Origin of the sequence: Streptomyces sp. CC53 (assembly GCF_001865245.1) — a bacterium.
In the GTDB taxonomy this organism is placed as follows: Bacteria; Actinomycetota; Actinomycetes; order Streptomycetales; family Streptomycetaceae; genus Streptomyces.
Genome location: NZ_MKXB01000162.1, coordinates 80,061 through 104,068 on the forward strand (window position 1 = coordinate 80,061; position 24,008 = coordinate 104,068).

The following is a 24,008-nucleotide window of genomic DNA, read 5'->3' on the forward strand; positions in this document are numbered from 1 at the left end:
ATGCCTGCATCCGGCCTGCCCGCACCCGACCGCCGTGACCTCGACCAGGTCGTCCAGGCCCTGGAGACGATCTCGCCGAGGTGGAACGCCTGGATCCTGATGAGCCTGGCTACGCCCGCCCGCTACATGGACCTCAAGGCCCGGATGCCGTGGCTGCACGACGGCCAGCTCCAGCCCAAGCTCCGCCTCCTCGAGTCCGACGGCCTGGTCCAGCGCACCGAGCACACCCGGCGTCACGTCGTCTACGGGCTCACCGACCGGGGCACCTGCCTGCTGCCCGTCCTTGACGCCTTCGCCGAGTGGGGCCAGCAGCACCTGGAGCGCCCCACCGTGACCGATCCCGTCACCAGGAAGGAAACGCCCCGGCCGGTGGCCAGGGCCGAGGAGATCGAGGACGCCCTCGCTCTGATCTCTCCCCGGCACGCAACCGCCCTCCTGTGGGCCCTGCGGGCCCGCGGTGCCTCGAACGCCGCAGCCCTTGGCTCCTCGGTCATGCCCGACGCCCATCCCACCGCCGTCTACTACCCCCTGCGCCTTCTGACGATCAAGGGCTTGGTGGGCCGTGACCGCGGAGGGAAGTTCACGCTCACCGCCGCCGGCCGGGCCCTGGCCCCCGTCTACCGGGCGCTCTCCGCCTGGGCCATGGGCGCATCTTCCGCCCGTACGGTCACGTCAAGGCCGGCCCCGGTGCCCACGCAGACCGGTCCCGTGGTGCGGGGGACGGGCGCCGCGGTGGAGGCCACGCCGACGGTGCCCGCGTGGAAGCCTGGCGATCTGTTCTCCCACACCCCCGTCGCCCGGCCGGTCTCGGCTCCGGCGGGAGTCGCACGCCGATGAGCCACCAGGCAGAACCGGCGCCGGTGGTGGCGCTCGGGACGAAGACCGCGCGGGACGCGCTTGCAGCCCGCGGCCTGGCCCTTGCCTCCCACCCGCCTGGCACCGCGCTCGCCCAGCTCGCCGACCTGATCCGCGAGACAGCCGGGAACGTGGACGAGGTACAGCAGAAGCTGCTGCAGCGGGCGGACATGGCCATCCGCCAGCTCCAGTCCGTGACGCTGGGCCGCGACCGGTACCGGCATGGCACGACCGACGGACTGCTGCAGTCCCTCGGCAATGAGATCGACACGCTCGTCGCCCGCCGAGGCGAAGGCGTCCAGCTCCTACGGATGCTCACCAACAGCTACGCCGACCTGCAGGGCGCGCCCAAGCCCCAGCCAGCGGCACCATCCCACCGGCCGGCTCCCCGTCGCAGCGGACGGTAGCCCCAACCTTCTCTTCCCCCGCCGTACGCGGGCTGGACTCCTTCTTCTCGACGAAAGCACATGACCGACTTCGTGACCGCCGGGCCCCGGCATGCCCTGCTCCCCAAGCTGTCCCTGCTGCGCCGCATCTACCTTCCCCGCACGGCCGACGCCGGCGCCTTCGCGATGTCCACGTACGGCATCCCGCTCATCGTGCTCGCCACCACCCAGTCCGCCCACCCTCACCGGTATCGCGTTCGCCCTGGAGTGGGTGCCCCGTCTCGCGGCGTTCTCGCTCGCCGGGCAGGTCGTGGACCGGCACGGCACCAAGCGGGTCTTCCGTATCGCGTCGGTCCTGCGCGCCCTGGTGGTCGTGGCCGCCGCCTTCATCTTGCCGACGCAGGCCAGCGGCATGGGCGCGACGATCACGGTGATGGCGCTCGCCGCGATCACCGGCGTCGTCACCGAGTTCTCGTACATCGCCGCCGAGACCGCGGGCGCGACCGCGAGCAAGGACGCCGGCGACCGCGCTCACCGGGTGCAGTCCGTCCTCCTCGGCATCGACCAGACCGCTACCCTCGCCGGACCCGCGCTCGCCGGATTCCTCCTGCACTGGACCGGCGTCACCGGGACCCTGCTGACGATGGCCGCCTGCTCCCTGTTGGGAGCGCTGCTCGCCCCCTGGCACCGAGAACCCCGGTTGGTCCCCCCGGCGGCACCCGCGCTCGCCGGTCTGCGCACCGGCTGGAAGACGCTCGTCTCCCTGCCTGCGCTCGCCTGGCTGATCACGGGACTTACCGTCTCCAACCTGGCCACCGGGTTCCTGCAGGCCGCGGCCCCGGTCATCGTGGTGCAGCACCTGGGCCAGTCCAGCGCCGCCGTCGGCGTGATCTGGTCCGCAGCCGCCGCAGCCTCCCTGCTTGCCGTCGCCGCCTGCCGCTTCGCCATCGACCGCCTCGGCCTGTGGCCCGCGGGCGCGGCCAGCGCGGCCGTCGCGGCCCTGGCGGGGCTCGCCGTCTCCCAGGCTGGCGACTACACCCACTTCCTCGTCCTGATCGCCGTCCTCATGGCCGGCGAAGGCGGCATGACCGTCGTCCTGCGCACCCTGCGCTCCCACCTCATCCCCGAGCCCGTCTTCGGCGCCACCCTCGCTGTCACGATCCTCGTGATGCTCCTGCCCTTCCCGCTCGCGGGCATCCTCGTCGCCCTCACCCCCGCCGCCGCGATCGGCCACGTCCTGACCGCCTGCGCCGTCCTCCAGGCCGCCGGTCTCACCGCTGCGTTCTGGCGCCTGCGCCGCGAACCCGCCATGCGCGCCACCCGCACCGCCCCACCGTCTGGAGCACCCCAGCCCCAATGACCACCACCTCCCTCTCGCCGTTCAGCGCCGACCAGGCCCTGTGCGCCGCCTCCCTCGTCCGCGGTCTCACCGACCGCCTCACCGCCCTGCCCGTCGCCGAGGCGAGCGGTCTCGCCGGCCACCTTCTCGCCCCCGGCGGCCTGGCCACCGACATGCGCCGCCTGCTCGACGCCGCCACCCACCACACCACCACCCGCGAAACCAAGGACCCCCGCATGACCCTCTCCCCGGCCTCCTCCTCCTCGAAGGCCACCGGCCGCCCGACAGTCCTGATCGTCGCCCCCGGCGATGAGGTGTACCGGGGCTACTGCCTGGAGCAGGTCGCCGCAGCCTACGACGTCGTCGCCATCACCCCGCACACCCTCACCTGGGAATCGGAGCACGTCGTCGACCACGAAGTCGCCGACCCCTACGAGTTCGACCAGCTGCTCGCCGCCGGCGAGGCGATCGCCGCCCGGCACCCGATTGCCGGCGTCCTGACCTGGAACGAGCCCCTGCTCGTCCACACCGCGCGGCTCGCCGAGCACCTCGGCCTGCGTACGAACCCGGCGTCCGTGATGGAGAACTGCCGCGACAAGCACGCCACCCGCCGGCTGCTAGCGGCCCACCGGGTGCCGTCGGCGCGCTCGGGCCGCGTCGCCGACCTGCTGCAGGCCACGATCCTGGCCGAGGACATCGGATACCCGATCGTCCTCAAGCCCGCCGGCCAGGCCGGGAGCGTCGGCGTCATCCGCGTCGACAACAGCGAAGACCTCGCCGGAGCCTGGGACTTCGCTGCCACAGGTGCCGGCCTCGCCGGTGGGCAGAACACGGACGTCCTGGTCGAGGAGTACCTCGACGGCCCGGAGATCAGCGTCGAGTGCGTCACCCAGCACGGCCATACGCACGCGGTCGCCGTCACCCGCAAGAAGCTCGGCTTCGAGCCGTACTTCGAGGAGACCGGCCACACCGTCGACGCTGCCGACGCGCTGCTCGCCGAGGTCGCCCCGATCGCCGCCGCCGCGATCCGCGCGCTCGGCATCGACTCCGGCATCCAGCACGTCGAGATGCGCCTCACCACCTCCGGCCCGCGGATCATCGAGGTCAACGGCCGCATCGGCGGCGACCTCATCGGCCACATCGTCCGCCTCGCCACCGGCCTCGACCTGCCCCGCATCGCCGCTGACCTCGCCTGCGGCACCACCCCCGACCTGGAGCGAACCCGCCTGCGCGCCGCCGGCGTCACGCTCCTCTACCCGGAGACCTCCGGCACCCTCACCCGCCGTGCGATCGACGAGGAGTTCGCCGACCGTACGCCGTGGCTCGACCTCGTCCAGTGGATCGGCCACGTCGGCGACCAGATCGTCCTGCCGCCGGAAGGCGACGTCGACGTCGCCCGCGCCGGCCTCTACGTCGTCACCGGCTACGACGCCGCCAAGGTCGAAGAACGCCTCTCCCAGGCCGCGCAGCACGTCACCCTCGCCGTCCAGCCCGCTGCAGGGGCCACGGGAGCCGCCGCGTGACGGACGATCTGCCCCGTCGTATCTATCCGCCCGAAGGCGACGTGTACGTCACCCCGCGCTATCTGGCCGGATCCAACGGCACCGGCGATGCCGGCTTCGCCCCCGTCGCCCACTGGCCCCACCATGACCTCGACGACGGCCCCTGCCAGCTGCTGGTCACCTCGCCGGACCAACGCATCCGCATCGGCTGGTACGGCGACGACTTCGAGCTGTGGAAGATCACCGCCAGCGAGGACACCTCCGCCCCGACACGCTGGTCGGCGACCTTCAACCACGTCACCCCCGCCGAACTCGTCGCGGGCCTGACCACCGCGCTCGCCCAGGACTGGGCCGAAGGCAACGACCGCTTCCTCAAACGCCCCTCTCTGTACTGGAGAACCGGTATCCAGCCCCTGATCGACGCCGGCTGGTCCCGCAAGCCGTCACTCCCCGGCGAGATCGAGTTCCTCGCACCCGACGGCAATGCCGGCGTCTTCATCGACGTCCGCACCCAGGCCCCGGACGCGGAGACGATCGAGCTGTGGGCCGGACCGCCCGGCTGGGGCACCCGCGCCGAGGCCCGGTTCACCGCCAACACCCCGGCCCACCTGATTGCCGCCACCGCCGCGGCCTTCACCGACCCGACCCCCGCCCTGCGCTACCGCGAGCACCTCTCCCCATGGCTCGCGGCCCTGGCCCAGCTCACCCCCGTCATCCCAGCGAAGCCGCCAGCCCCGACCCCGCTAGACATCCAGCGCGCCCAGCGCCGGCCCCCAGCGATCACCACACGCAGCGTGCCCCGCTGGAGTACTTCCACCCGACCCCCGGCGCCGGCGATGCCGTGCGCCGGGCGCGCCGCCCGCCGCTGACCGGGCCTGCGGTCCCGCTGCACGCGACCCGTAAGTGACAGATACCGACCGCCAGCCAGCATTCCATGGAGGCCACGTGCCCGAACACAACGAGGGGCAGGCCCACACCGCCTCACACAAGGCGGCCCCACAACCTTCCGGTCCGGAAGGCTTCTGGCTTACCGACAACGACTTCGCCCTCCGGCTGCAAAAGGCGACCCTGATATGGCTCGAGCTGGCGGACAACATGATCGACGACGGCTTCACCCTGTTTGAGGCGCTGACCGGCGCTCACGCCCATGCACCCGGCCTGCTCGACCTGCCCGCAGAGTACGGCCCGATCGTCGAAGCGGAAGCCGCCACCCAGATCCTCCGATCCGTCGATGTGCACGTCGACTCGTACGCCAGTCCCGCCACCCGGCAGGCCCTCCAAAGCCTCGGAGACATGCCTGCCGGGCGGCAGCAGCAGATCTTGCGGACGGCCGCCCGCCGCTACGCCTCAACTGACCAGCCAACACAGCGCATCACCCCCGTCCGGCCTGCGTCGCCCCCACTCGAGCCCGGACCTCGACGCGCGCGCTGACCGCAGCCCTGACTCACCCCGGAGTTCCCGTGCCTCTGCACGCCAAGGAGTTCTTCGATGAACTCGCCCTCCCATTCGCCTCCGGCACCGTCGTCGGGGATACCTACTACGCCACACCCGCGGGGAACTCGCCGCTCCGGCTGCGGATCGAGTTCGCTCGCACGACCATGGACCGGCAGTACGACGGTCTCCGTCTCACCGTCACCCACGTCGAGCGCGGTGTCCTCGACACACGGCATCTCTCCTTCGCCGAGCACGAGACCTTCGCCCGGCGCGATGCCGCGCAAGGCCCCGGCCGGCGCGGCGTCATCCGCGACTGGCACAAGGACGGCCCGGCGCCCTGGGCAGGAGCGGAACTCACCGGCCTGCGCAAGGCGATCGAAGCCCTTGCGCGGATCTGGTGCCCTGCTCTGCTCGCCCCGCGCACGCAGGCTGAACCCGCGCCCTGGGCGGTCCGCTGGCACGAGGAGTTCTGGGTGAGCGACCTGGCAGTGCTCGTCCGGCTCCACGAGGCGACGCAGGCCGTGTTCGGTCTCGCCGAGGCCGGCACCTACGACGGCAGGACCGTCTCCGAGTCCCTCCACAACGCCCGCTTCTACGTCATGGACATCCTCGGGCTCCCTCTCGACCAGGGCATGCTCGCCGAGGCCGCCGCCGTCACACAGCTCACCGGGCGGCGCCTCGGCCCCGATACCGCCGGAGCCCTCGACCGGATCTCCAGCTTGCCGCTGGACGAACAACGGGCCCTCGTCCAAGCAGCCGCCTGGCGGCACGGCGCCGCCACCCCGGCAGCTCGACATCCGAGCCCGTCACCCGCCCTCCCTGCGGCCGCAGCCATCCGGCCCAGCGCCCGCATCCACTGACTCCCGCCCACGCGGCGGCCCCCAACACCACACCTAGAACAAGGAGATCCCCTTCTTCATGCGCGCCCCCCGCCGTACCGCGGCCACGATCGCCGCGACGACCTTGGCCACCGGCTCCCTGATCTGGGCACCGACCGCCTTCGCCAACGCCCCCGAGATCCCGCCGGGCACCATCGAGATCACCAAGAAGGACCCGGACGGTGCCCTGCTCACCGGAGCAGCGTTCGCCCTGCTCGACACCCTCAACGGCAACAAGGCCCTTACCGGCAAGACGAACGCCGACGGCATCCTGCGCTTCGAGAACGTCCACCCTGGCACCTACCGCCTCAAGGAGACCGACTCTGGCAGCCCCATCCACGAACTGGCACCCGACCAGGACGTCATCGTCATCCCCGAGAACACCGTCAAGCTCACCGTCGTCGACACCTTCAAGCCCGCCGAACTGCTGGTGAAGAAGACCGACAAGAAGACCGGCAAGCCCCTGGCCGGCGCCGTCATCAACATCACCCCGTCCACCGGAAGCGGCAAGGCGATCGCCCTGACCACCGGCAAGGACGGCACGGCCATCACCAAACTCCCCGTTTCCTCCCGCACCGGCACCGTCTACACCGGCACCGAGTCCAAGGCCCCTACCGGCTACGAGCTCGACACCACCCCGGTCAAGATCACCGCGAAGCCTTCCGAGAAGACCACCGCCACCTTCACCAACACCAGGAAGGACAAGCCCACCCAGCCGCCCACTACGCCCCCGCCGCCGGTCACCCCGACTACGCCCGCAGCCAAGCCGAGCACCCCCGCACCGTCCAGTTCCGCCTCCACTACCGCGGCGCCGGTACCGACGGCCAGCACGCCGGCCCCCGAGGGCTCCCTCGCACAGACCGGAGCCGACTCCAACACCTGGCTCCTCGCGGCTGGCGGCGCTCTCGTGGCAGTTGGAGGGGGCACCCTGATCGCAGCCCGCAGGCGGAAGAACAGCGACGAGGAGCGCCGGTCCGCCAGCTGACCGACCGTAAACAAGTGAAGATCGTTTAGAAGGGTCCCAGGAACCATCGCCAGGTTCCTGGGACCCCTCGCGCTGCCCGCGCGCGAACTCGACCGCAGGGCGGTGGAGGCGGCGGTCAGACTGCCACGCTCAATAGTCCTCAGCAAGGTGGTACTCGATCATCCCGTCCTGAACCCCGATCTGGGTGAACCCGGCCTTCTCCAATACCCGGCCCAAGGCGGGGTTGTCGGGGTGGCGCTTTGCCCCGAGGGAGTCGAGACCGGCGGTGGTGAAGGCGAAGGTGACGAGTTCCTTGACGGCCTTCGTCGCGTACCCCTGGCCCCAGCAGTCCTCTCGCAGGACGTAGCTCACCCGGCCGTGATCGTCGGGGCGGCGGCCGAGTTTGACGACGCCGACCAGGTCCCCGGCGATGTCGACGCCAAGGATGTACTGCTCGACGGGATCGGCGGCGGCCCACTCCTGCACGCGAACCACGTACTCCGCGGCCTCCTGGGTGGTCATCGCAGGGCGCCCAAGGAAGGTAACGGCGGCCCGCTGTAGATACGGCGGATGGCCGGGGCGTCGGCGGCAGTGAGCGAGGGAAGCGCGATCACGAGATGAGGAGGGCGGTCAGATCGCAGGCGGACGGCCGGTCCTTCGGGGCCGGGGCCAGACTCGCGCGGATCAGCCTCTCGAACTCGGGGAATGCCCAGGGGCGGACGTCGTCGATCGGGAGGGTGGCGGCCTTGGCGATGGACTTGAGTTTGTCCTCGCGCGGGGTGTCGTCCTCGTAGGGGACCGGCCGGTGTCCCGTCCAGCACCAGAACAGCGACGCGCCCAGCCCCCAGATGTCGGCCGGCGGCTCCGCCTGGACGTGGGTGTCGGTAGTGGTGGAGAGGATGGCCTCCGCGATCTCGGGCGCGGTTGTGTGGGTGAGCGCGCCTCGGTAGGGGAGGCGGGGCCGGTTGTCCGGACCGCAGGCGAGGGCGTAGTCGATGACCTCGGCCGTGCCCACGCTGGTGATCAGGGTGTTGGTGGGCTGGACGTCCGCGTGGGTCCACCCGACGGTATGCATCCGCGCCAGCCGCTCGGCCCACGTACGGGCGACACCCCGGAGCCAGGGACGGACGGAGTGGCGGTCACCTTCCGGACCGCGTGCGGGGGCGAACGCGCGCCACACGGGGACGCCGTCGACCCAGCGCACGGCGAGCCAACGGCCGCCCTCCCAGACTCCGGCAGCGACCCGGTACCCGGGGCTCAGCGCGCCCGCGTCGGTGAGGCGGGCGAGGTGGTCGTCCTCCTGCGCCATCTCGGCGGCCTTGTCGCGCGTGGTGCTGTCGTCGGGGTTGTTCGCCTTCAACGCGACAGCGCCCCGGGGGCCTTCGATCTTCCAGGCGCGCGAGCCGCGTCTGTCGCTAAGGAGCCGGGTCGTGAAGGGCTCGCCGACGCGGTCCTTGAGGAGGCCGACGGCTTCACAGGGGGGAGGAAGCGCTTCGCCCATGTGTGGATCTCCGTCCAGTCGTAAGGGGTGTGCCACGTCGCGGCCGTCGTCGTCTGCCACGGCGAGCGCGGCGGCCAGGTCCGGGGTCGCGTGCAGGAACTGCGTGTCGCGCCGGCGGATCGCGGCTCTCACGGGGAGAAACGAGACCGAGGCGACCGGGATGTGCTCGCCTGTCCGCGTGCCCTCCTCCTCGCCCGCGTGGAACTTGCCGAACATGATCCCGACCTGGCCGTACAGGTTCTTGAGGGCAGGGCCCAGTGCGGCCACGCCAGCAGATCGCGGTGCCGGATGCCGGGGACCTCTCGGAGCCTCGTGCGTGTGATCGTCGAGGTCATCAAGCTCCGGCGTGCCGCTGGTAGTTAGGACGTGACGAGTCTGACTGGCGGGTGGTGAAAGAGACGGCGCTCGGCGAACTGCCAGGGGGTCTTTGCGGCGGTGGTGAAAGCGGCAGGGCCTTCTGGGAGGTGGGTGAGGACGCCGAGGAGGAGGGTGTGGGAGACGGCCAGGAGGGGGCCGTGGCGTTGGGCGGTGTGGTGGAGGAAGGCGGCGCAGTGGCGGGCGCGGGTGTGGAGGTCGGTGAGGCTTTCGCCGTCTTCGCAGCGTAGGGAGGGGTTTGCGAGGCGGCGGGCTCGCCAGGCGCGGTAGGCCGGCGGGTAGGTCTCGGCGGTGCGGCCGAGGACGATGCTCGGGGCGCGCCATTCGGCGAGGAGACCGGAGGTGGCCACGATCGGCAGACCCGTGAGGTGCGAGACGAGGGTGGCGGTCTGGCGGGCGCGGGGGATCGGGCTGGTGACGATCGCGGTGATGCCCGTCGGGAGGGGGAGGGAGCGGCGTACCTGGTCGCGGCCCTCCTGCGTGAGGGCGGCCTCGTGCGGGGCGTGGTAGCCGGGGCGCTGGCCTTCGTAGGCGCCGTGGCGCATGAGCCAGATGTCAGCCAAGGATCCAGCCCCCGTCGACGCGCAGGGTCTGGCCGGTGATGAAGCCGGCGTCGTCGGCGGCGAGGAAGACGACGGCGGCTGCGACGTCGTCCGGGCGGCCTCGGCGCTGGACGCACTGGCGGGCGAGCTGCCGGGCGGTCATGGCCTCCGGGTCGTCGACGACGGTGTCCTCGGCGGGGACGCGGATGGAGCCGGGGGCGACGCAGTTCGCGGTGATGCCGGCGGGGCCGAGTTCGCGGGCGAGGGCGCGGGTGAGTCCTTCGAGGCCGGCCTGGGCGCTGATGTAGCCGGCGAGGTCGTGGCGGCCCGCCGTGGCGAGGACCGAACCGATCGTGATGATCCGGCCCCAGCCGACGGCTGTCATGGCGGGAGTGAGCTCGTGGGCGATGAGGTAGTGGCTGGTCAGGTTGGTGGCGAGGGCGTCGTCCCAGTGGGTCGGTGTCGTCTCCGTCCACGGTCGGCGGGGGTAGGCGCCGGCGTTGCTGACCAGGATGTCGATCGGACCGAGCCGGTCGTGGGCCTGGTGGCAGAGGGCGCGTACGGCCTCCGCGTTGCGGAGGTCGGCTCCCAGGGGGACGGCGGTGCCGCCGCTGTCGGTGATGTGGGTGGCGAGCTCGGCTGCGGCCTGGTCGTCGTCGAGGTGGGTGAGGGCGACGGTGGCGCCGTCGGCGGCGAGGCGGCGGGCGATGGCCGAGCCGAGGCCGCCGGTGGCTCCGGTGACGAGGGCGGTGCGGCCGTTCAGGGGGCCGGGCATGGCGACTCCAGCGGGCAGAAGTAGGTGGTGGGGTCGAAAGTGGGACTCATGGCCTCGGCGAGCCGGGCGAGCAGGACGAGGCGGTCCTCGGGGGCCAGGTCGACCAGGTTGTAGACGCCGAGGATGCGCATGGCCAGGTAGGGGCGGAGCAGGTTCGCCAGGTCCTCGCCGGGCCAGAGACGGTCCGCGACTGGTTGTACGAGCTGGTTCCAGTACGCGGTCACGGCGGCTCGCCGGGGTGCCGAGAGGCGCGGGGTGTAGTCGATGTGGATGGTGCTGGTGGTGTAGTCGACTGTCGCTCGCCGGATCTCGGGGGTGTTGGCCGGAACGTGGGCGAAGGTGGCCGGGTGGTCGGCGAGGGCGGTCGGGTTGTTCGTGGGCACGAGCCAGCCACCGAGGGCGGAGGCGTACCAGAGGAAGTTGGCGAACTCGCCGGGGATGCTATTCATCCCGACGGTGTCGTAGTCGAACCAGGCGAGCGGGTGGGCGAGGTTGACGTCGGTGGGGTCGCCCTGGGTGAGGGCCGCCCAGACTGGCTCGGCCGTGGCGAAGTGGGCGCGGAGCCAGCGGAGAGTGGCGGCCCAGTCGAGGTGGTGTCGGCGGCCGTTGATGTTCAGGGTGTAGGTGTCGAGGCGGGAGACCGGGATGTCGATGAGGCCGTCGGCGATCAGGAAGTCGTTGCTGGCGTAGTACGTGTCGAGGCGGCCGCCGGGTGCCGCGCGGTCCCAGTACAGCTTGCGGACGACGTGCGCCGGATCGGCCGGCCATGCCGTGGTGAGGATGACCTCGCGGTACGTGGCTGTGAGTTGGTTTATGTAGGTGCCGAGGCCGCTGCTCGGCTCGTCCGTATTGAGGAGGTCGAGCAGGAGGCCCTGGTCGGTGCCGCCGGGGAGGCGTTCGTACGCGAGGAGGTGCCCGCCCGGTACGCGCAGGTGGGCGTGGAGGGCGGGGACGCGGTAGTGCCGGGCCAGGCGGGCGTGGCCGCGGATCTCCTCGCGGGCCTCGGCCGGGTCGCGGGTGTACTTCAGGAGCAGCGGGCGGCCGAGGAGGTCGACGGGGCAGAGCAGGTTGCGGGTGAAGCGCCGTACCGGACCGAGGCGAAGGGGAGGCTGGAAGGTCATGGCCTCACCCCGTTGAGCAGTTCGAGGCAGACCTGGGCCAGCGCGGCGGGTGGGAACGCGTCCATGTGCACGTCCGTGTCCGGGGCGATGGCGTCACGGACGGGGCAGAGGTCGCCCTGGTGCATGCGGTCGGACAGGTCGGTGGCGACGGCGTGGTGGTGCGGCAGGCCGGTGCGCCACTTGCTGTGGCTGTGGCGCGCGTACAAGCCGATGACGGGCGGGGAGGTTCCGTCCCGGCCACGGGCCATTGCGGCGAGGTGGGTGAGGCCGGTGTCGTTGCCGACGATCAGGTGGCAGTGCGGGGAGAGGTCGGCGAGGTGGTCGGCCGGCATCCCGTCGAGGCGGAGGACCTGCACGTGGCGTCGGGGAGCCTCCGCGGTGATGCGGAGGCCGCCGTCCGGGTTGCCGCCGATGAGCAGCAGCCGGGCCTGGGTCTGTTGTGCCTCGGCGATGTGCTCGGCGAGGGTGATGTAGCGCTGGGCGGTGTAGTCCTTGCGCTCCGGCCAGCTGGTGGCGGTGATGGCGGCGATGGTCAGACCGCCCAGCCAGCCCACCGAGCGCAGTTCCTCCACGAGCTTGTTCGGGCCGGTCGCGAGGGTCGGAGCGAAAGGTGCCGTGTCGGGCAGGCGGATGCCGAGGCGGCGCTCCAGGGCCAGGTAGTGGCGGGCCGGCAGGTCCGGGTGGGCGCGGCCGTCGGTCGACCAGCACGGTGGAGCGGCCGGGTCGAGCACCAGGCTGACCGCTGCCTCCGATCCGTGTGCCTCGATGCCGGGGCGGTCGCCGATCACGGCGCGCCAGCCGCTGGGCGTGGTGGCCTGGGGCTGCCGGATCAGCCCGGTGCGGGCGATGAGCCCCGCGTACGGACCCACCGCCCGCACAGTCACGCGGACTGACCGCAGCCGCAGCCAGTCGAGGACCGCGCGGACTCCCGATAGGGCGAGGAGGGTGTCGCCGAGCTTCCCGTCGAAGGCCACCACGACCTCGCCGCACCCGCTCAGGCGGTGGACCAGTTCGGCGGAGGCGGCCAGCGGGAGCGGTGCGCCGATGGGAACGCTGTCGCGGTCGTACCCGAGCGGGGTGGTGTGGACGGCCCCGGCGGGGATGACCAGGGAGCCGTGGTGGAACCGGATCCCCGCCGGGGCGACTGCTGTCACGCTGCGCCCTCGATCGTGGTGAGCGAGACGAGCGGCAGACCGAGGTTGGTGAGCAGGTCGCGGGCTCCGCGGGTGGTGTCCTCCACCAGGCAGGCCGCCGCCACCGGCACGGCGCCGGCCTCGCGGAGACGGCGGGTGAGGTCGGCTAGAGTCCGGCCGGTGGTGATCTCGTCGTCCACGATGACGATGCGCTGGCCGGAGGCGATGCCGTACGCGAAGACGTCAGGGCGCATTGCGTGGGGCTCGCTGAAGCGGACCGCCCCGTCGAGGGGGAGGTGCAGCTTCCAGGCGATCTTGTACGGGAGGTGGGCGGCGCCGGCGAGGGAGACGGTCGGCAGGATGCCGCCGGCGTCCAGGCCGAGGAGGAAGTCCACGGCGGTGATTCCGTCCGGCACCTGCTCCTGGAGCAGACGCCACAGGTCGGCCCCGGTGTGGGCGAGGCTGTCGGGGTGGACCGGGTCCTCCAGGCCGTCCAGGGAATGGATGACGCGCTCGCGGCGGCTCGTGGCTCCGACGCTGAGCCGTTCGACGATCCGGGCGGAGAAGGACGGGACGGCGATGGTTTCGGGCATGGCGAAGCTCCTGTCGGATAGAGAAGTGAGAAGAAGGGGGAGGCCGTTCAGGCGGCGAGCTGGGCGGCGTACCAGGCGAGGAGCTGGTCAACCGCCGTGGTGACGGGCTTGAGGACGAGCTCGGCGTCGCCGTCACGCCAGGCACGGGCGATCTCGGCCAGGGACGGCACCGAGAGGGCGGGAAGGCCCGGCATGCGGGAAGCCGCGGCGAGGATCCGGTCGGGGCCGGACTCCCACTGGTTGTGTTCGCGCAGGAGGAGGCGGTAGGCGAGCACGAGGTGCTTGTAGAGCTGCCGCAGAGCCATCGGCCCGGCATAGGCGCGCAGGCGGCGCATGGTCAGGATGACCTGGGGAAGTTCCCGGACGGCGGCGAACGCCAGATCGTCTCGGCTGATCGTCGGCAGTTCGAGGTCGGGTGCGGCGAGCAGGGCGGGGCTGCCCTGCTGGAGCTGGTGGAGGACGAACGCCAGGCGCGGGGTGAGACGCCGGGCGGTCAGTTCGCCGGGAGTGACGAGCGTCGGACCGAGGGAGGCCGCACCGCCCAGGGCGGTCCGGTACTGCTCCAGGGCCTCGTGGACCCGGCCGATGGCCTCGTGCTCGGCGATCACGAGGAGGTCCAGGTCGGACCAGCCGGCGATCCAACTGCCCTCGCCGGGGCTGCCGGTCAGGGCGACGAGCCGTACGCCGGGGCCGTATGCCCGTGCCGCGTCGGTGAAGTCGGCCGTCGCCGAGGCGACGGCGGCCGACAGGCCCAGCCCGTACGGGGTGGCCACGCGCAGCGCAGTGGCGGCGGGCGGGGCGGCGATGCGCCGGAGCCGGGCTCGAAGGGCGGCGATGCTGCCGGTGTTGTCGATGACGTGGTCGGCGAGCGCGGCGACCTGGTGGGCGCCACGGCTCATCTTGATCTCGTCCTTCGCGGCGACGGCCTGGGCCGGTGTCCCGGACCGCTCGACGCGTACGGCGAAGGAGGCGTCCAGGTAGACGATCTGGAGCGTGTCGCCCATGAGCGCCTTGAGCTCGGTGATCGACGCGTCGTCGTGGACGGAGTCGATCGTGAACAGCTGTGCGTCGACGTGGGCGTCCGCGAACCGGTTCAGCTCGCCGAGCAGCAGCTCGGCCTGCCGGCGGGCCGACAGAGCGTACGGGTCCGCGAGGCCCTCCCGGTGCGCCGCCTGCCGGAGCAGGAAGCCGATCTTGAGGCGCTGGGCACCGCACGTGCGCTGGACGAACTCGGCGCTGGTGCTCTTGCCGCACTCGCTCAGCCCACCGAAGGCGAGGACCCGGCGCAGGTGTCGGCTCGGCTTGATCTCCGCGGGGGCGGCGTCGTCCCGGCCGTACAGCTTGAAGCGGGCCGGTACGGGAAGCCGGCGACGGCCGGCGACGACGTCGGAGACCAGCGCGTCGAGGGCGGCGCACAGCTCCTCCCGCTGGCCATGGAGGGCGGGGATACGCCAGCGGGCCAGCTCGTCCCGGGCCGCAGCCCGCTCGCTGTGCCAGATCCTCAGCGTCAGCACCGACAGACGGTCGACGACGGAGGCGAGCGTCTCGGTGTGAAGCGGCGCGTCGGCGCGGCCCGCGTCCGCCAGCGAGCCGAGGACCTCGTCAGCCCGCTCGGCGAGCACGTTACGTTCGGCGTTGAGCTGGTCGATCTCGCGCTTGCAGTCGGCGACCTGGGCAGCGGAGAGTAAGGCGCCGCGCACCCGGTCCTCGGTGTCCCACAGGAGTCCGTTGACGGTGTGGAGCCGGGTGACGGTGTCGTCCAGGCGGTGCAGGTCCTTGTCCTGGAGCGTGGCTATGGCGCGGGCGAGGCCGGGCGGCAAGACCAGAGGCGGGGAGTTCTGGGTCATCGGGGACTCCCGTCGATGAAGTGGCTGAGGGCGAGGTGATCAACGAGATCGGCGTGGATGTCGTCCAGCGAACGGTCCTCGCAGTCCACGACCGCGCTGTACGCGCCGTGATCCGCCTGGTGGAGCAGGACCGCGTGCAGCATCTTTTGGTAGGCCGGGTAGATCCCGGTCCACGGGCGGCCCTCGCGGGCGCTGGTGATGGCGTAGCTGCGCTCGGCGTCGCGTGACGGGAGCAGGAGGACCGAGGTCTCCGGTGCGGCGGCTCGCGAACCGGCGATGCCCGTCACGGTCTTGGACGCCTCACCGACCGTCAGCCCGTCCTTGACCACACAGGTCGCGGTGGTTACGGCGAGCAGCATGGGCAGGCCCCGGTCGAGCAGTCCCGTACGCCCGGCCTCGCGGGCGACTGCCCGCTTGGCATGGCTGGCGAGCAGCATCTCGGTCAGCTCGACAGTCGTGGACGTCTCGAACCACCACCGGGAGTAGTCGCCGGCCGCCACCCGTGCCCACGGCTCGGGGTCGTGCTCGTGGACTGCACCCAGCGCCTGGAAGCCCTCCCAGCGCCCGGTCAGCCGTACGAGGTGGGTCGTCTTGCCCACGTTGTCAGGGCCGTTGAGGCTGACGAAGTCCGGGACCTGCGCCATGGCTCATGCCTCGCGGATCGGGGTGTCGAGGATGGAGACGATCGCGTCCGTGTTGGCGGCGATGAACTCGGCGAGCTCCGGCGGCATCAGGTTCAGCTCGCGGAGGGCCTCGGCGGTGAACGGCACCCGGACCACCTCGTACCCGCCGCGCTCCGGCTTGGCGAACTCCGTACCTGTGCGCGCGGCCAGGTCCATCGACTCCAGGCGCGCGGCGAAGATGTGCTGAATGCCGACGCCGCCCTCCAGCTCGTCGGTGATCAGGTGGACGAGCTCGGCGCGCTCCAGCTTGCCGCCCAGCTCCTCGAACACCTCCCGGTGCAGGGCCGCCTCGATGGTCGCATCGTCCTCCTCGACCCCTCCGCCGACAGTCACCCAGTACGGCTCCCTGCCCGGCTTAGTGCGCTTGATGAGGACCAGCTCGTCGCCGTCAAGGAGGATGGCGCGGGCGTTGCGCTTGACGATGTCGGTCATGCCGTTTGTTCCTTCTGATGGTGGTACAGGAGAGAACGGGCGGAGGGGCTGGCGCCTGGTGGCGGTGGGCACTCCGGCTCGGTGGAACCAGCATGGTGCAGGGCGACGGCGGGGTGTGACGTACGGGCGCTGCAGCAATGCCGCACCACTGCTGAACGAGGCTGGCTACGCTGGTCGTTTCGGCGTTCCACCGGGGTGACGGACATGGGGGTACGACGGTGGTCACGGTGCAGCGATGGTCCGGCCGGGAAGCACGGCTGTTACGCGAAGCCCTGCGCATGAGCCTGCGCGACTTCGCCGCCTACCTGGGCGTCAGCGACCGGACTGTGTCGAACTGGGAGGGTGGCGGAGCGAGTTACCAGCCCCGCGCCGAGTCGCAAGCTGTCCTCGACACAGCACTCGGCCGTGCGCCGGACGCAGCGAAGGCCCGGTTCGCGGCTGCGCTGGGAACGAACGGCGCTGCGCCGCCCGTCACAGGCCGGATCGAAGTCGACTCCCACAAATTCCTGCCGGTCTTCATCGGCGGCGAGCGCGCCCGCCGGCTCCGCGCACACATGACACCGAGCGCTGACGACCAGTGGCTCGAGTCCTCCTTGGCCCGAGTGGACCACCCCGAAGCGCAGGACTGCGTCCTGCATGTCTTCGCGTGCGGGGTAGCCGTCTTCCACCTCGTCCAGTCGCACGAGCCCGCAGCGCTCACCGACCTCGCCGTCTGGCGCTACCGCTCCTACGCCTCCGACCTGCCCTGGGCACGAGACAAGCTCCGCGACCTCCTCGACGAGGACCACGACCGCACCCCCAACCCCGAGTACGTCCTCTCCCTGTACTGGCTCACCTCCGCACCCTGGGCCGGAAACGCCTACGACACCGCCCTGCGCCTGCTGTCCACGCCCTCGGTCCTGGTCGACCGCGGCGCCCCGGGCGGGCCCGCGCCCCTGGACGGCACGGTCGAGGACTCGCTCCTCGCCTCCGGCTTCGACCACCCGGACATCGTTTCCTTCGGCGTACAGGGAGTCTCCACCGGCTACGCCGGCTGGTCCGGCGTCGCCTATGCCTCCCAGTCCCGCGAGCGCGGCCTCACCATCGACGAGCTGGTCGCCTGCGAACTGACCGTCCAGGCCCTGTGGTGCTTCACCCGCCAGATCCAGCAGATGATCGAGGACGGCCAGGATCCCTCCATGCCCGAGGAGTACGGCTGGCGCTTCCTGCGCGCCGCCTACTCCCGGCTCACCACCGCCCGCGCCCAGGAGACTGCGCAGCATGTTTTGATGCGGGAGGCCATCATGAAGACCAGCGGGCTGGCCGAACGGCTGCGCGCCGCGCAGGACGCTCTACGCGAGAGCGTCGGCTGAGAACACGGGCAGGAGAGACAGCGGATGGACATCGGCAGCGCCGCGCTGGTCGTGATCGACATGCAGAACGGCTTCGTGAACCACCACAGCCGCCACGCCGTGCCCGCGGTCTCCGACCTGGTCGCACAGTGGTCCGCCGCGGGCCGACCCGTGATCTTCACCCGGTACTTCAACTACCCGGACAGTCCCTACGAGCGCTTCTTCCAGTGGCACCGACTCCGGGAACCGCCCGAGACCGACATCGTCCCCGAGCTCGCCGAGGCTGCCGCCCACGCGCACGCGGTCGTCGACAAGACCGGCTACACGTTCCTCACCCCGGAGGCTGCCGAACTGATCCGCCGGGCCGGCTGGACCGACCTCGTCTTCTGCGGGATCGCCACCGAGAGCTGCGTCCTGAAGTCCGCCGCCGACGCCTTCGAGTACGGGTACGCACCCTGGATCGTCACCGACGCTTCCGCGAGCGACGCCGGTCCGGACGTCCACGACGCCGGCCTCCTCGTCGCCCGCCGCCTGATCGGAACCGGCCAACTCGTCACCAGCGACCACGTGATGGGCCAACTCACTGCGTACGCCGGGACCCCAGTGCTGGAATAGCCCCATGGCCGACACGCTGTACGACACCGACCTGATCATCATCGGCGGCGGCCCGGCCGGCTGCGCCGCCGCCCGCATGGCCGCCAGCGTCGGCATGCGCTCGATCCTGATCGAGCCGGACCGGCTGTGCCGCAACCTCTACCGGATCCCGGCCCTGAACAACGTTCTCGGCGGCTACACCAGCGGCCCCGAGTTGGCCGACTCCATCGTCTCTGAGCTGAAGAGCACGGAGCTGTGTCGCCTCGAACTCGGCCGACACGTCACCGAGCTCTGCGCCGACGACGACCAGGTGACCGCCACGTTGGACACCGGCGCCCGTCTCACCGCTCGGTACGCCGTCGTCGCCACCGGCGTCGGTCCGCTCCAACCCCACGACGTCGCCTGGATCACCGCCCCCAGCGGCCTGACCCTTCCTCCGCTCTGGCAGGCCGAGGCGGACGAGGCCGAGGGCCGCGCTCTCCTCGTCCTCGGCGGTGACCGCCCGATCGGCACCTTCCTGCGCGCCAACCCGACCACCGACACCCGCCTGCTCGTGGCGTACCCAGAGGCGGACGAATACAAGATCGAGGAGATCCGCGAGGACTCCCGAGTCACACTCGTCCCCGTCGAGCACCTGCGGCTGGGTCCCGCAGAGGGCGCTTCGGTGTCGGCGGAAGCGGTGGGCCGGGACGGTGAACGGCAGACGATCACGGCGGATGCTGCCTACCTCAGCATCGGGAACGCGCCGACCGCTCCCTCTGGCGACCTCATCCGAGGCGTGGACGGATACTGCCCGCCGACCGACCAGCACCCCCGCATCATCGTCGCTGGCGACCTCCGCTCCGCCCGCTTTCAGCGGATCATGACCGCCTTGGGCTCCGGAAGCGAGGCTGCACTGCACGCCTACTACGCGGCGAGGGAACTGCTCGCCAAGAGCTGAGACCACGTCGGCGTAGTGCGGTGACGATGGCGCTTGGGAGGGAATCTGCGTGGCTGGTGAGACCGAGGTGGCGGTTGCCGCTGCCGTCGTTGTTCAGGACAGGCGCGTCCTGCTCGTGCGCCGACGCGTGGCGGAAGGCGCGCTCTCGTGGCAGTTGCCGGCCGGGAAGATCGAACTCGGGGAGACTCCCGAGGAAGCCGCAGTGCGTGAGACCCACGAAGAGACCGGACTCCTGGTGACCCCGCAGAGCGTGCTGGGACGACGGGTTCACCCCATGACGGGCCGGGAGATCCACTACATCGCATGCCGACCCGTCGGTGGCGAAGCGGTCATCGCGAGTGATGACGAAGTGGCTGGCCTGGCATGGGCCGCACACGGCGAGATCCCGCAGTACGTGCCGTACGGGCTGTTTGAGCCGGTGCAGGTCTACCTCGACGCAGCTCTGCTCTTGTGAACTCCACCGGACAACGCCCGTGAAAAGCCACGAACATGTCGTCATCGGCGCCGGGATTGCAGGGCTCACGACCGCCGTCGTTCTCGCTGAGGCTGGTGCGTCGGTGCCTGTGATCGACGAACAGATGCCGTGCGTCACGTCGCTGGCGGCCGGGGCAATGTGGGGCCCGTATCTGGCCGAACCGAAGGACAAGGTCGACCAGTGGGGACAACGGTCGCAGCACATGCTCCGCAAGCTGTCCGAGGACCCGTCGACGGATGTCCGGCTCACCGGGGCATTGAGGCGTCCCGCACGGCCGAGGCTCCACCGGACTGGGCCACCGCCCTGCCCGGCTTCCGGTCGTGCGAGCCGGCTGAACTGCCGGCCGGGTTCTCGGCCGGCTACCGCTTCACGGTGCCGCTGATCGACATGCCCACCTACCTCGACTACCTTCTGCGTCGGCTCGATGCCGCTGGGGGAACGGTCGAGCGGCGACGATTGGCCTCGCTCGCGGACGCCGGCCCTGCTCGCGTGATCGTCAACTGCGCGGGCCTGTGCGCCCAGGAGCTGTCCCGGCCCCCGACCTCCGGCCGATCCGGGGCCAGCACGTCGTCGTCACCAACCCGGGGCTGACCGAGTTCTTCTCCGAGGACACCGGCCTCGCCCCGGACCTGCTGTGCTTCTACCCCCACGGCGACACCGCCGTCCTGGGTGGCACGGCCATCGACCGTGAAGGCGACCTTGCCCCCGACGACAAGGCAGCGGCCGGCATCCTGGCCCGTTGTGCCGAGGTCGAACCCCGCCTTGCCGAGGCCCGAGTCCTGCAGCACCGGATCGGCGCCCGTCCGACACGTGCCTCGGTCTGCACGGAAGCGCTGGCGTCACGCTCTCATGGGGCTGGGCCGAAGAGATCGGTGAGTTGCTGTCCGCCACGTGACCACGGCTCTCTTCGCTTATCGGTAAAGCACCCCGGCAGGCGGAACCGCACACGCCCGGTGGACGGCAGGGCGATTTCAAAGTCCGGCTGTTCGCTGTCTGTGCTGGTCAGCGGAGTCCGAGCGCAGCTCAGTGATGATGTCCCCTTGATAGGGAAGCTGGTCGCCCCAGTTCGTGTCCTCTGTCATCCAATCGAGTCGTTTGACAGCGAACCGAGCCGTGCGGGCTTCCTACACCGCCACGCCGAGGAGGTCAGCGGGAACGTCGCGGATCTGCCTCCCGCAGGAGGCAGCGCATGCATAGCAGGGTGACCACCACGCGGCACCGTGCATCCGCCGCTCGCTGGTGATTAAGCACGGTCCGAAGATCTCACTTGTCGTAGAATCGCCTCCAGTTTTCGTCAGGGGATGCTCTGGTCTGTCCTCGTGGCGACAGCTTTCGCGCGAGGAAGCGCCAGCGGCGACGAGTCGACTGTGCCCTGCTCCCTCGAAGAGACGGGGGCGGGCGTGCAGGTACAGCGGGTGATCCTGGAGAACTTCCGTGGCGTGAAGAACGGGACGGTTCTCTTGGATGGCCACACCTTGTTGGTCGGCTCGAACAGCGTCGGCAAGTCGACTGTATGTGAGGGGCTGGAGCTCGTACTCGGGCCCGAGCGCATGTTCCGACGGCCGGTCGTCGACGAGTACGACTTCTACGGCGGGTGCTACCAGGATCGAGAGGGCAAGCTGCCCGAAGTGAGGATCGAGGTCGTCCTCACCCACCTGTCCGATGCCGCCGAGCGCCGATTCGGTAGCCATCTGCGTCGCTGGTCGGCGCGGACGAACGACTTCCTGGATACGGTCCCGGAGGCTGTCGAAGACGCCGAGGCCGGCGAATGGTGCCTGCCGGTGGTCTTCCTCGGCCGCTACGACCCTCAGGAGGACGACTTCATCGGGGGCACGTTCTTCGCACATCCCGAGAATGTCCCTGACGGCCTTGGCGGGGAGGAGAGCGGGCTCGGCGCAGGGCTGAAATCCTTCACCCGGGAGGACAAGCGGCATTGTGGATTCCTCTACCTGCGGCCGAACCGTACGGGCAACAGGGCGCTCACGTTCCAGCGCGGCTCGCTACTGGACACGATCGTGCGGCTGGAGTCAGAGCTGGCGGGTCCGTTGTGGGAGAAGGCACTGCGCGACCTGGAGCAAGTCGTCATAGCCGCGGCCGAATCCGGATTCGGAAAGATCCGTACCGAGATACGCGACCGCGTCGACCGCTTCGTCAGCCTCGGTGACACCGCCGATCCGGTCGATCTACAGGCGTCTGAACTCACCCGCGAACACTTGCGTGAGGTACTGCGCCTGTTCGTCGCTACCCAACCCGGACCACATGCCGTGCCGTTCAACCGGCTGAGCACCGGATCGCTGAACCTGCTGGTGTTCGCCCTGCTCACCTACATCGCCGAACTCAAGGGCGACAAATCGGTGATCTTCGCGATGGAAGAGCCGGAGATCGCGCTCCCCCCGCACGCGCAGCGCCGTCTCATCGACTTCGTGGTCAAACGCATGGGCCAGGTGATCGTCACCTCCCATTCGCCGTACGTGATCAAGAAGTTCGAGCCCTCCCGCATTGTCGTGATCAGCCGCGACTCAGAGGGCACGCTGAGCAGCCATCGTGTCGTCCTGCCCGGTGACTTCAAGCTGAAGAAGTACCGCGACAACCGCCGACAGTTTGCTGAGGCTGTCCTGGGCCGTGCCGTACTGGTGGTAGAGGGTGCCGCGGAAGCGGCCCTGTTCCCGGCCGTCTCGGACGTGCTGGAAGCAGATCCCTCTGTCACGGGCTACGTCCCTCTCGACCTTGCAGGCGTCACGATCTTCGACGCTCAGAGCGACGTCTCCGTGCCCTTGTTCGCCCCCGTCTTCAAGGGGCTGGGCAAGCCGGTCTACGGGATCCACGACCAGCCCAACAAGCCGCTCGACGCCAAGACCACGGCCAAGACTGCCGACTTCACGCACTACACGGTGCTGAACTACAAAAGCGTCGAGAAGCTGCTGGTCGCCGAAGTACCGGTCGACGCCCAGCGCCGTTTCCTCGCCACCGTGGCCCAGCGCATGGACTACCCCTCCGGATGCGCCCGCCCCGACCCGTCCGCCACGGACCCAGCGGTGAACGCCCTCACCTATGACGTGTTGTGGGCCCGCAAGGGTGACGGCTACGCTGCGCTGCTCATATCCGAATGCAGGGGCCGCAGTCAACTGCCGGATGTGCTAGCCGATCTCCTTCTCCAGATCGACCGCGACCTGGGGACCTCCGCGAGCTCAGGAGAGACCGGCGACACGGCTCACTCGGATGAGACCGATGAAAATTGACCCGGTCCGGCAAGAGATCCTCGATGCTCCCGGCCACCTCCTGATCGTCGGAGGCCCGGGCTGCGGCAAGACCACCATCGCTCTGCTCAAGACCCAGGCGAGACTGGCCGCCCTCGAACCTGAACAGCGCGTACTCTTCCTCAGCTTCTCGCGCGCCGCCGTACGCCAGATCACGGACCGGATGTCCGGAGTCCTGGACCGGGCCAGCCGCCAGCGCCTGGAAGTACGCACCTTTCACGCCTTCTTCCTCGACGTCGTACGCAGCCACGGACGGCTGCTCACCGGCCGACCGTCTTCGTTCATCACGCCCGACCGCGAACGGCAGATCCAGGCGGACTTCGACGGCGACTGGAAGAGCGAGCGCCGACGCCTCGCGACCGAGGAGGGCCGCTACGTCTTCGACCTCCTAGCCGACACAACGGCGACTCTCCTGGAGCGCAGCGCCGCCCTACGCGCCCTCTACAGCAGCATTTACCCACTGGTCATCGTGGACGAGTTCCAGGACACCAACACCGACCAGTGGCGCGTGGTCAAGGCCGTCAGCGGCGCCTCCACCGTCATCTGCCTCGCCGATCCCGACCAGCGCATCTTCGACCACCTGGACGGTGTCGAGGAGCAGCGCCTCGACGACGCCGTGGCGCACCTCGCGCCCACACCCTTCGACTTGTCCAAGGACAACCACCGCAGTCCCGGGGGCGGACTTCTCGACTACGCCAACGCCGTCCTGAACAACACCCTCCACCCCGAGCCGGACAACGTCCGCACCTGGACCTACACCCCGGGCTACGGCGTTCCGTGGCAGACCCGTGTCCACAAGGGGGTCGTCGCCATGCGGGATTACCTCACCTGCCGGCTGGGCCGCGCACCGACCATCGCCGTCCTGGCGAGCGTCAACTCCCTGCTGGGCCAGGTCTCCGAAGTCCTGGCCACCGACACTGTCACCGGCGACATCACACTCCCCGCAATCGACCACGCTCTGCAATGGGATCCCGAACTGACCGCGGCAGCAGGCTATTGATCCGAAACGATTCGGGTTCTGGGTCGTTGGTGGGGTGTGAGCGATCTGGTG

At 70.4% G+C, this 24,008-nt stretch carries 22 protein-coding genes and 3 pseudogenes; 15 read left to right on the plus strand and 10 right to left on the minus strand.

What is annotated here, in order from left to right:
- From BJP40_RS19500 to BJP40_RS19535, 8 genes and pseudogenes are all read left to right on the plus strand, one after another.
- Positions 1-837, plus strand: coding sequence for a helix-turn-helix domain-containing protein (locus tag BJP40_RS19500; protein ID WP_071281450.1), 837 nt, complete (start codon positions 1-3; stop codon positions 835-837).
- A complete protein-coding gene (locus BJP40_RS19505; protein WP_071281451.1) occupies positions 834-1,262 on the plus strand; it encodes a hypothetical protein in 429 nt (142 codons plus the stop codon). Before BJP40_RS19500 ends, BJP40_RS19505 begins: the two co-directional genes overlap by 4 nt.
- 60 nt (positions 1,263-1,322) lie before the next feature.
- A pseudogene (locus BJP40_RS19510) lies at positions 1,323-2,601 on the plus strand (MFS transporter).
- Complete coding sequence (locus tag BJP40_RS19515; RefSeq protein WP_079171299.1) at positions 2,598-4,103, plus strand: acetyl-CoA carboxylase biotin carboxylase subunit family protein; 1,506 nt, start codon at positions 2,598-2,600, stop codon at positions 4,101-4,103. The pseudogene BJP40_RS19510 and the gene BJP40_RS19515 overlap by 4 nt, the downstream one beginning before the upstream one ends.
- Complete coding sequence (locus BJP40_RS19520) at positions 4,100-4,951, plus strand: DUF317 domain-containing protein (protein WP_079171300.1); 852 nt, start codon at positions 4,100-4,102, stop codon at positions 4,949-4,951. Before BJP40_RS19515 ends, BJP40_RS19520 begins: the two co-directional genes overlap by 4 nt.
- 76 nt (positions 4,952-5,027) lie before the next feature.
- Positions 5,028-5,513: a hypothetical protein gene (locus BJP40_RS19525; protein ID WP_071281452.1), complete on the plus strand. Its 486-nt coding sequence runs from the start codon at positions 5,028-5,030 to the stop codon at positions 5,511-5,513.
- Between the two features lie 29 nt (positions 5,514-5,542).
- Positions 5,543-6,376 carry a hypothetical protein gene (locus BJP40_RS33125; protein WP_071281453.1) on the plus strand — a complete coding sequence of 278 codons (834 nt, stop codon included), beginning with the start codon at positions 5,543-5,545 and terminating at the stop codon, positions 6,374-6,376.
- 58 nt (positions 6,377-6,434) lie between these two features.
- Positions 6,435-7,379, plus strand: coding sequence for a collagen binding domain-containing protein (locus tag BJP40_RS19535; RefSeq protein WP_071281454.1), 945 nt, complete (start codon positions 6,435-6,437; stop codon positions 7,377-7,379).
- A gap of 129 nt (positions 7,380-7,508) precedes the next feature.
- Here BJP40_RS19535 and BJP40_RS19540 read toward each other — a convergent pair.
- The 10 genes and pseudogenes from BJP40_RS19540 to BJP40_RS19585 form a co-directional block, all read right to left on the minus strand.
- A pseudogene (locus tag BJP40_RS19540) lies at positions 7,509-7,898 on the minus strand (GNAT family N-acetyltransferase); the annotation flags it as partial.
- 70 nt (positions 7,899-7,968) lie between these two features.
- Positions 7,969-9,126: a hypothetical protein gene (locus BJP40_RS19545; RefSeq protein WP_256220764.1), complete on the minus strand. Its 1,158-nt coding sequence runs from the start codon at positions 9,124-9,126 to the stop codon at positions 7,969-7,971.
- A 92-nt stretch (positions 9,127-9,218) separates the two neighbouring features.
- Positions 9,219-9,797 carry a histidine phosphatase family protein gene (locus BJP40_RS19550; RefSeq protein WP_071281456.1) on the minus strand — a complete coding sequence of 193 codons (579 nt, stop codon included), beginning with the start codon at positions 9,795-9,797 and terminating at the stop codon, positions 9,219-9,221.
- Positions 9,790-10,551, minus strand: a complete 762-nt coding sequence (locus tag BJP40_RS19555) for an SDR family NAD(P)-dependent oxidoreductase (protein WP_071281457.1) — start codon at positions 10,549-10,551, stop codon at positions 9,790-9,792. The genes BJP40_RS19550 and BJP40_RS19555 overlap by 8 nt, the downstream gene beginning before the upstream one ends.
- Positions 10,536-11,672 (minus strand): hypothetical protein, encoded by a 1,137-nt coding sequence (locus tag BJP40_RS19560; RefSeq protein WP_071281458.1) that lies wholly within the window; start codon positions 11,670-11,672, stop codon positions 10,536-10,538. Before BJP40_RS19560 ends, BJP40_RS19555 begins: the two co-directional genes overlap by 16 nt.
- A complete protein-coding gene (locus BJP40_RS19565; protein ID WP_071281459.1) occupies positions 11,669-12,826 on the minus strand; it encodes a glycosyltransferase family 9 protein in 1,158 nt (385 codons plus the stop codon). Before BJP40_RS19565 ends, BJP40_RS19560 begins: the two co-directional genes overlap by 4 nt.
- On the minus strand, positions 12,823-13,398 hold the full coding sequence (locus BJP40_RS19570) for a phosphoribosyltransferase (RefSeq protein WP_071281460.1): 576 nt from the start codon (positions 13,396-13,398) through the stop codon (positions 12,823-12,825). The genes BJP40_RS19565 and BJP40_RS19570 overlap by 4 nt, the downstream gene beginning before the upstream one ends.
- 47 nt (positions 13,399-13,445) lie before the next feature.
- The gene (locus BJP40_RS19575; protein WP_071281461.1) at positions 13,446-15,245 is read right to left on the minus strand and encodes a DUF4254 domain-containing protein; all 1,800 of its coding nucleotides are present in this window, start codon (positions 15,243-15,245) and stop codon (positions 13,446-13,448) included.
- Positions 15,242-15,889, minus strand: coding sequence for a hypothetical protein (locus BJP40_RS19580; RefSeq protein ID WP_071281462.1), 648 nt, complete (start codon positions 15,887-15,889; stop codon positions 15,242-15,244). Before BJP40_RS19580 ends, BJP40_RS19575 begins: the two co-directional genes overlap by 4 nt.
- Positions 15,890-15,892: 3 nt before the next feature.
- On the minus strand, positions 15,893-16,360 hold the full coding sequence (locus BJP40_RS19585) for an NUDIX domain-containing protein (RefSeq protein WP_071281463.1): 468 nt from the start codon (positions 16,358-16,360) through the stop codon (positions 15,893-15,895).
- A 218-nt stretch (positions 16,361-16,578) separates the two neighbouring features.
- Here BJP40_RS19585 and BJP40_RS19590 point away from each other — a divergent pair, with 218 nt between their 5' ends.
- The 7 genes and pseudogenes from BJP40_RS19590 to BJP40_RS19620 all read left to right on the plus strand — a co-directional run bounded on the left by BJP40_RS19590 (position 16,579) and on the right by BJP40_RS19620 (position 23,957).
- On the plus strand, positions 16,579-17,712 hold the full coding sequence (locus BJP40_RS19590) for a DNA-binding transcriptional regulator (protein ID WP_071281464.1): 1,134 nt from the start codon (positions 16,579-16,581) through the stop codon (positions 17,710-17,712).
- Between the two features lie 24 nt (positions 17,713-17,736).
- A complete protein-coding gene (locus BJP40_RS19595) occupies positions 17,737-18,306 on the plus strand; it encodes an isochorismatase family cysteine hydrolase (RefSeq protein WP_071281465.1) in 570 nt (189 codons plus the stop codon).
- 4 nt (positions 18,307-18,310) lie between these two features.
- Positions 18,311-19,225, plus strand: coding sequence for an FAD-dependent oxidoreductase (locus tag BJP40_RS19600; RefSeq protein WP_071281466.1), 915 nt, complete (start codon positions 18,311-18,313; stop codon positions 19,223-19,225).
- Between the two features lie 49 nt (positions 19,226-19,274).
- Positions 19,275-19,679, plus strand: coding sequence for an NUDIX hydrolase (locus BJP40_RS19605; protein ID WP_256220765.1), 405 nt, complete (start codon positions 19,275-19,277; stop codon positions 19,677-19,679).
- Positions 19,680-19,698: 19 nt separating this feature from the next.
- Positions 19,699-20,595 (plus strand): annotated as a pseudogene (locus BJP40_RS31975) (FAD-dependent oxidoreductase).
- A 520-nt stretch (positions 20,596-21,115) separates the two neighbouring features.
- Positions 21,116-22,939: an ATP-dependent endonuclease gene (locus tag BJP40_RS19615; RefSeq protein WP_256220766.1), complete on the plus strand. Its 1,824-nt coding sequence runs from the start codon at positions 21,116-21,118 to the stop codon at positions 22,937-22,939.
- Positions 22,929-23,957, plus strand: coding sequence for a UvrD-helicase domain-containing protein (locus BJP40_RS19620; RefSeq protein WP_256220767.1), 1,029 nt, complete (start codon positions 22,929-22,931; stop codon positions 23,955-23,957). The genes BJP40_RS19615 and BJP40_RS19620 overlap by 11 nt, the downstream gene beginning before the upstream one ends.
- The last annotated feature ends 51 nt before the right edge of the window (positions 23,958-24,008 follow it).

Bases quoted from the DNA above. Each gene is read 5' to 3' on its own strand.
- BJP40_RS19515 (WP_079171299.1), top strand. From the start codon at position 2,598: ATGACCACCACCTCCCTCTCGCCGTTCAGCGCCGACCAGGCCCTGTGC.
- BJP40_RS19585 (WP_071281463.1), bottom strand. From the start codon at position 16,360: ATGACCGACATCGTCAAGCGCAACGCCCGCGCCATCCTCCTTGACGGC.
- BJP40_RS19560 (WP_071281458.1), bottom strand. From the start codon at position 11,672: ATGACCTTCCAGCCTCCCCTTCGCCTCGGTCCGGTACGGCGCTTCACC.
- BJP40_RS19500 (WP_071281450.1), top strand. From the start codon at position 1: ATGCCTGCATCCGGCCTGCCCGCACCCGACCGCCGTGACCTCGACCAG.
- BJP40_RS19620 (WP_256220767.1), top strand. From the start codon at position 22,929: ATGAAAATTGACCCGGTCCGGCAAGAGATCCTCGATGCTCCCGGCCAC.
- BJP40_RS19600 (WP_071281466.1), top strand. From the start codon at position 18,311: ATGGCCGACACGCTGTACGACACCGACCTGATCATCATCGGCGGCGGC.
- BJP40_RS19575 (WP_071281461.1), bottom strand. From the start codon at position 15,245: ATGACCCAGAACTCCCCGCCTCTGGTCTTGCCGCCCGGCCTCGCCCGC.
- BJP40_RS19570 (WP_071281460.1), bottom strand. From the start codon at position 13,398: ATGCCCGAAACCATCGCCGTCCCGTCCTTCTCCGCCCGGATCGTCGAA.
- BJP40_RS19535 (WP_071281454.1), top strand. From the start codon at position 6,435: ATGCGCGCCCCCCGCCGTACCGCGGCCACGATCGCCGCGACGACCTTG.
- BJP40_RS19595 (WP_071281465.1), top strand. From the start codon at position 17,737: ATGGACATCGGCAGCGCCGCGCTGGTCGTGATCGACATGCAGAACGGC.
- BJP40_RS19505 (WP_071281451.1), top strand. From the start codon at position 834: ATGAGCCACCAGGCAGAACCGGCGCCGGTGGTGGCGCTCGGGACGAAG.
- BJP40_RS19580 (WP_071281462.1), bottom strand. From the start codon at position 15,889: ATGGCGCAGGTCCCGGACTTCGTCAGCCTCAACGGCCCTGACAACGTG.
- BJP40_RS19555 (WP_071281457.1), bottom strand. From the start codon at position 10,551: ATGCCCGGCCCCCTGAACGGCCGCACCGCCCTCGTCACCGGAGCCACC.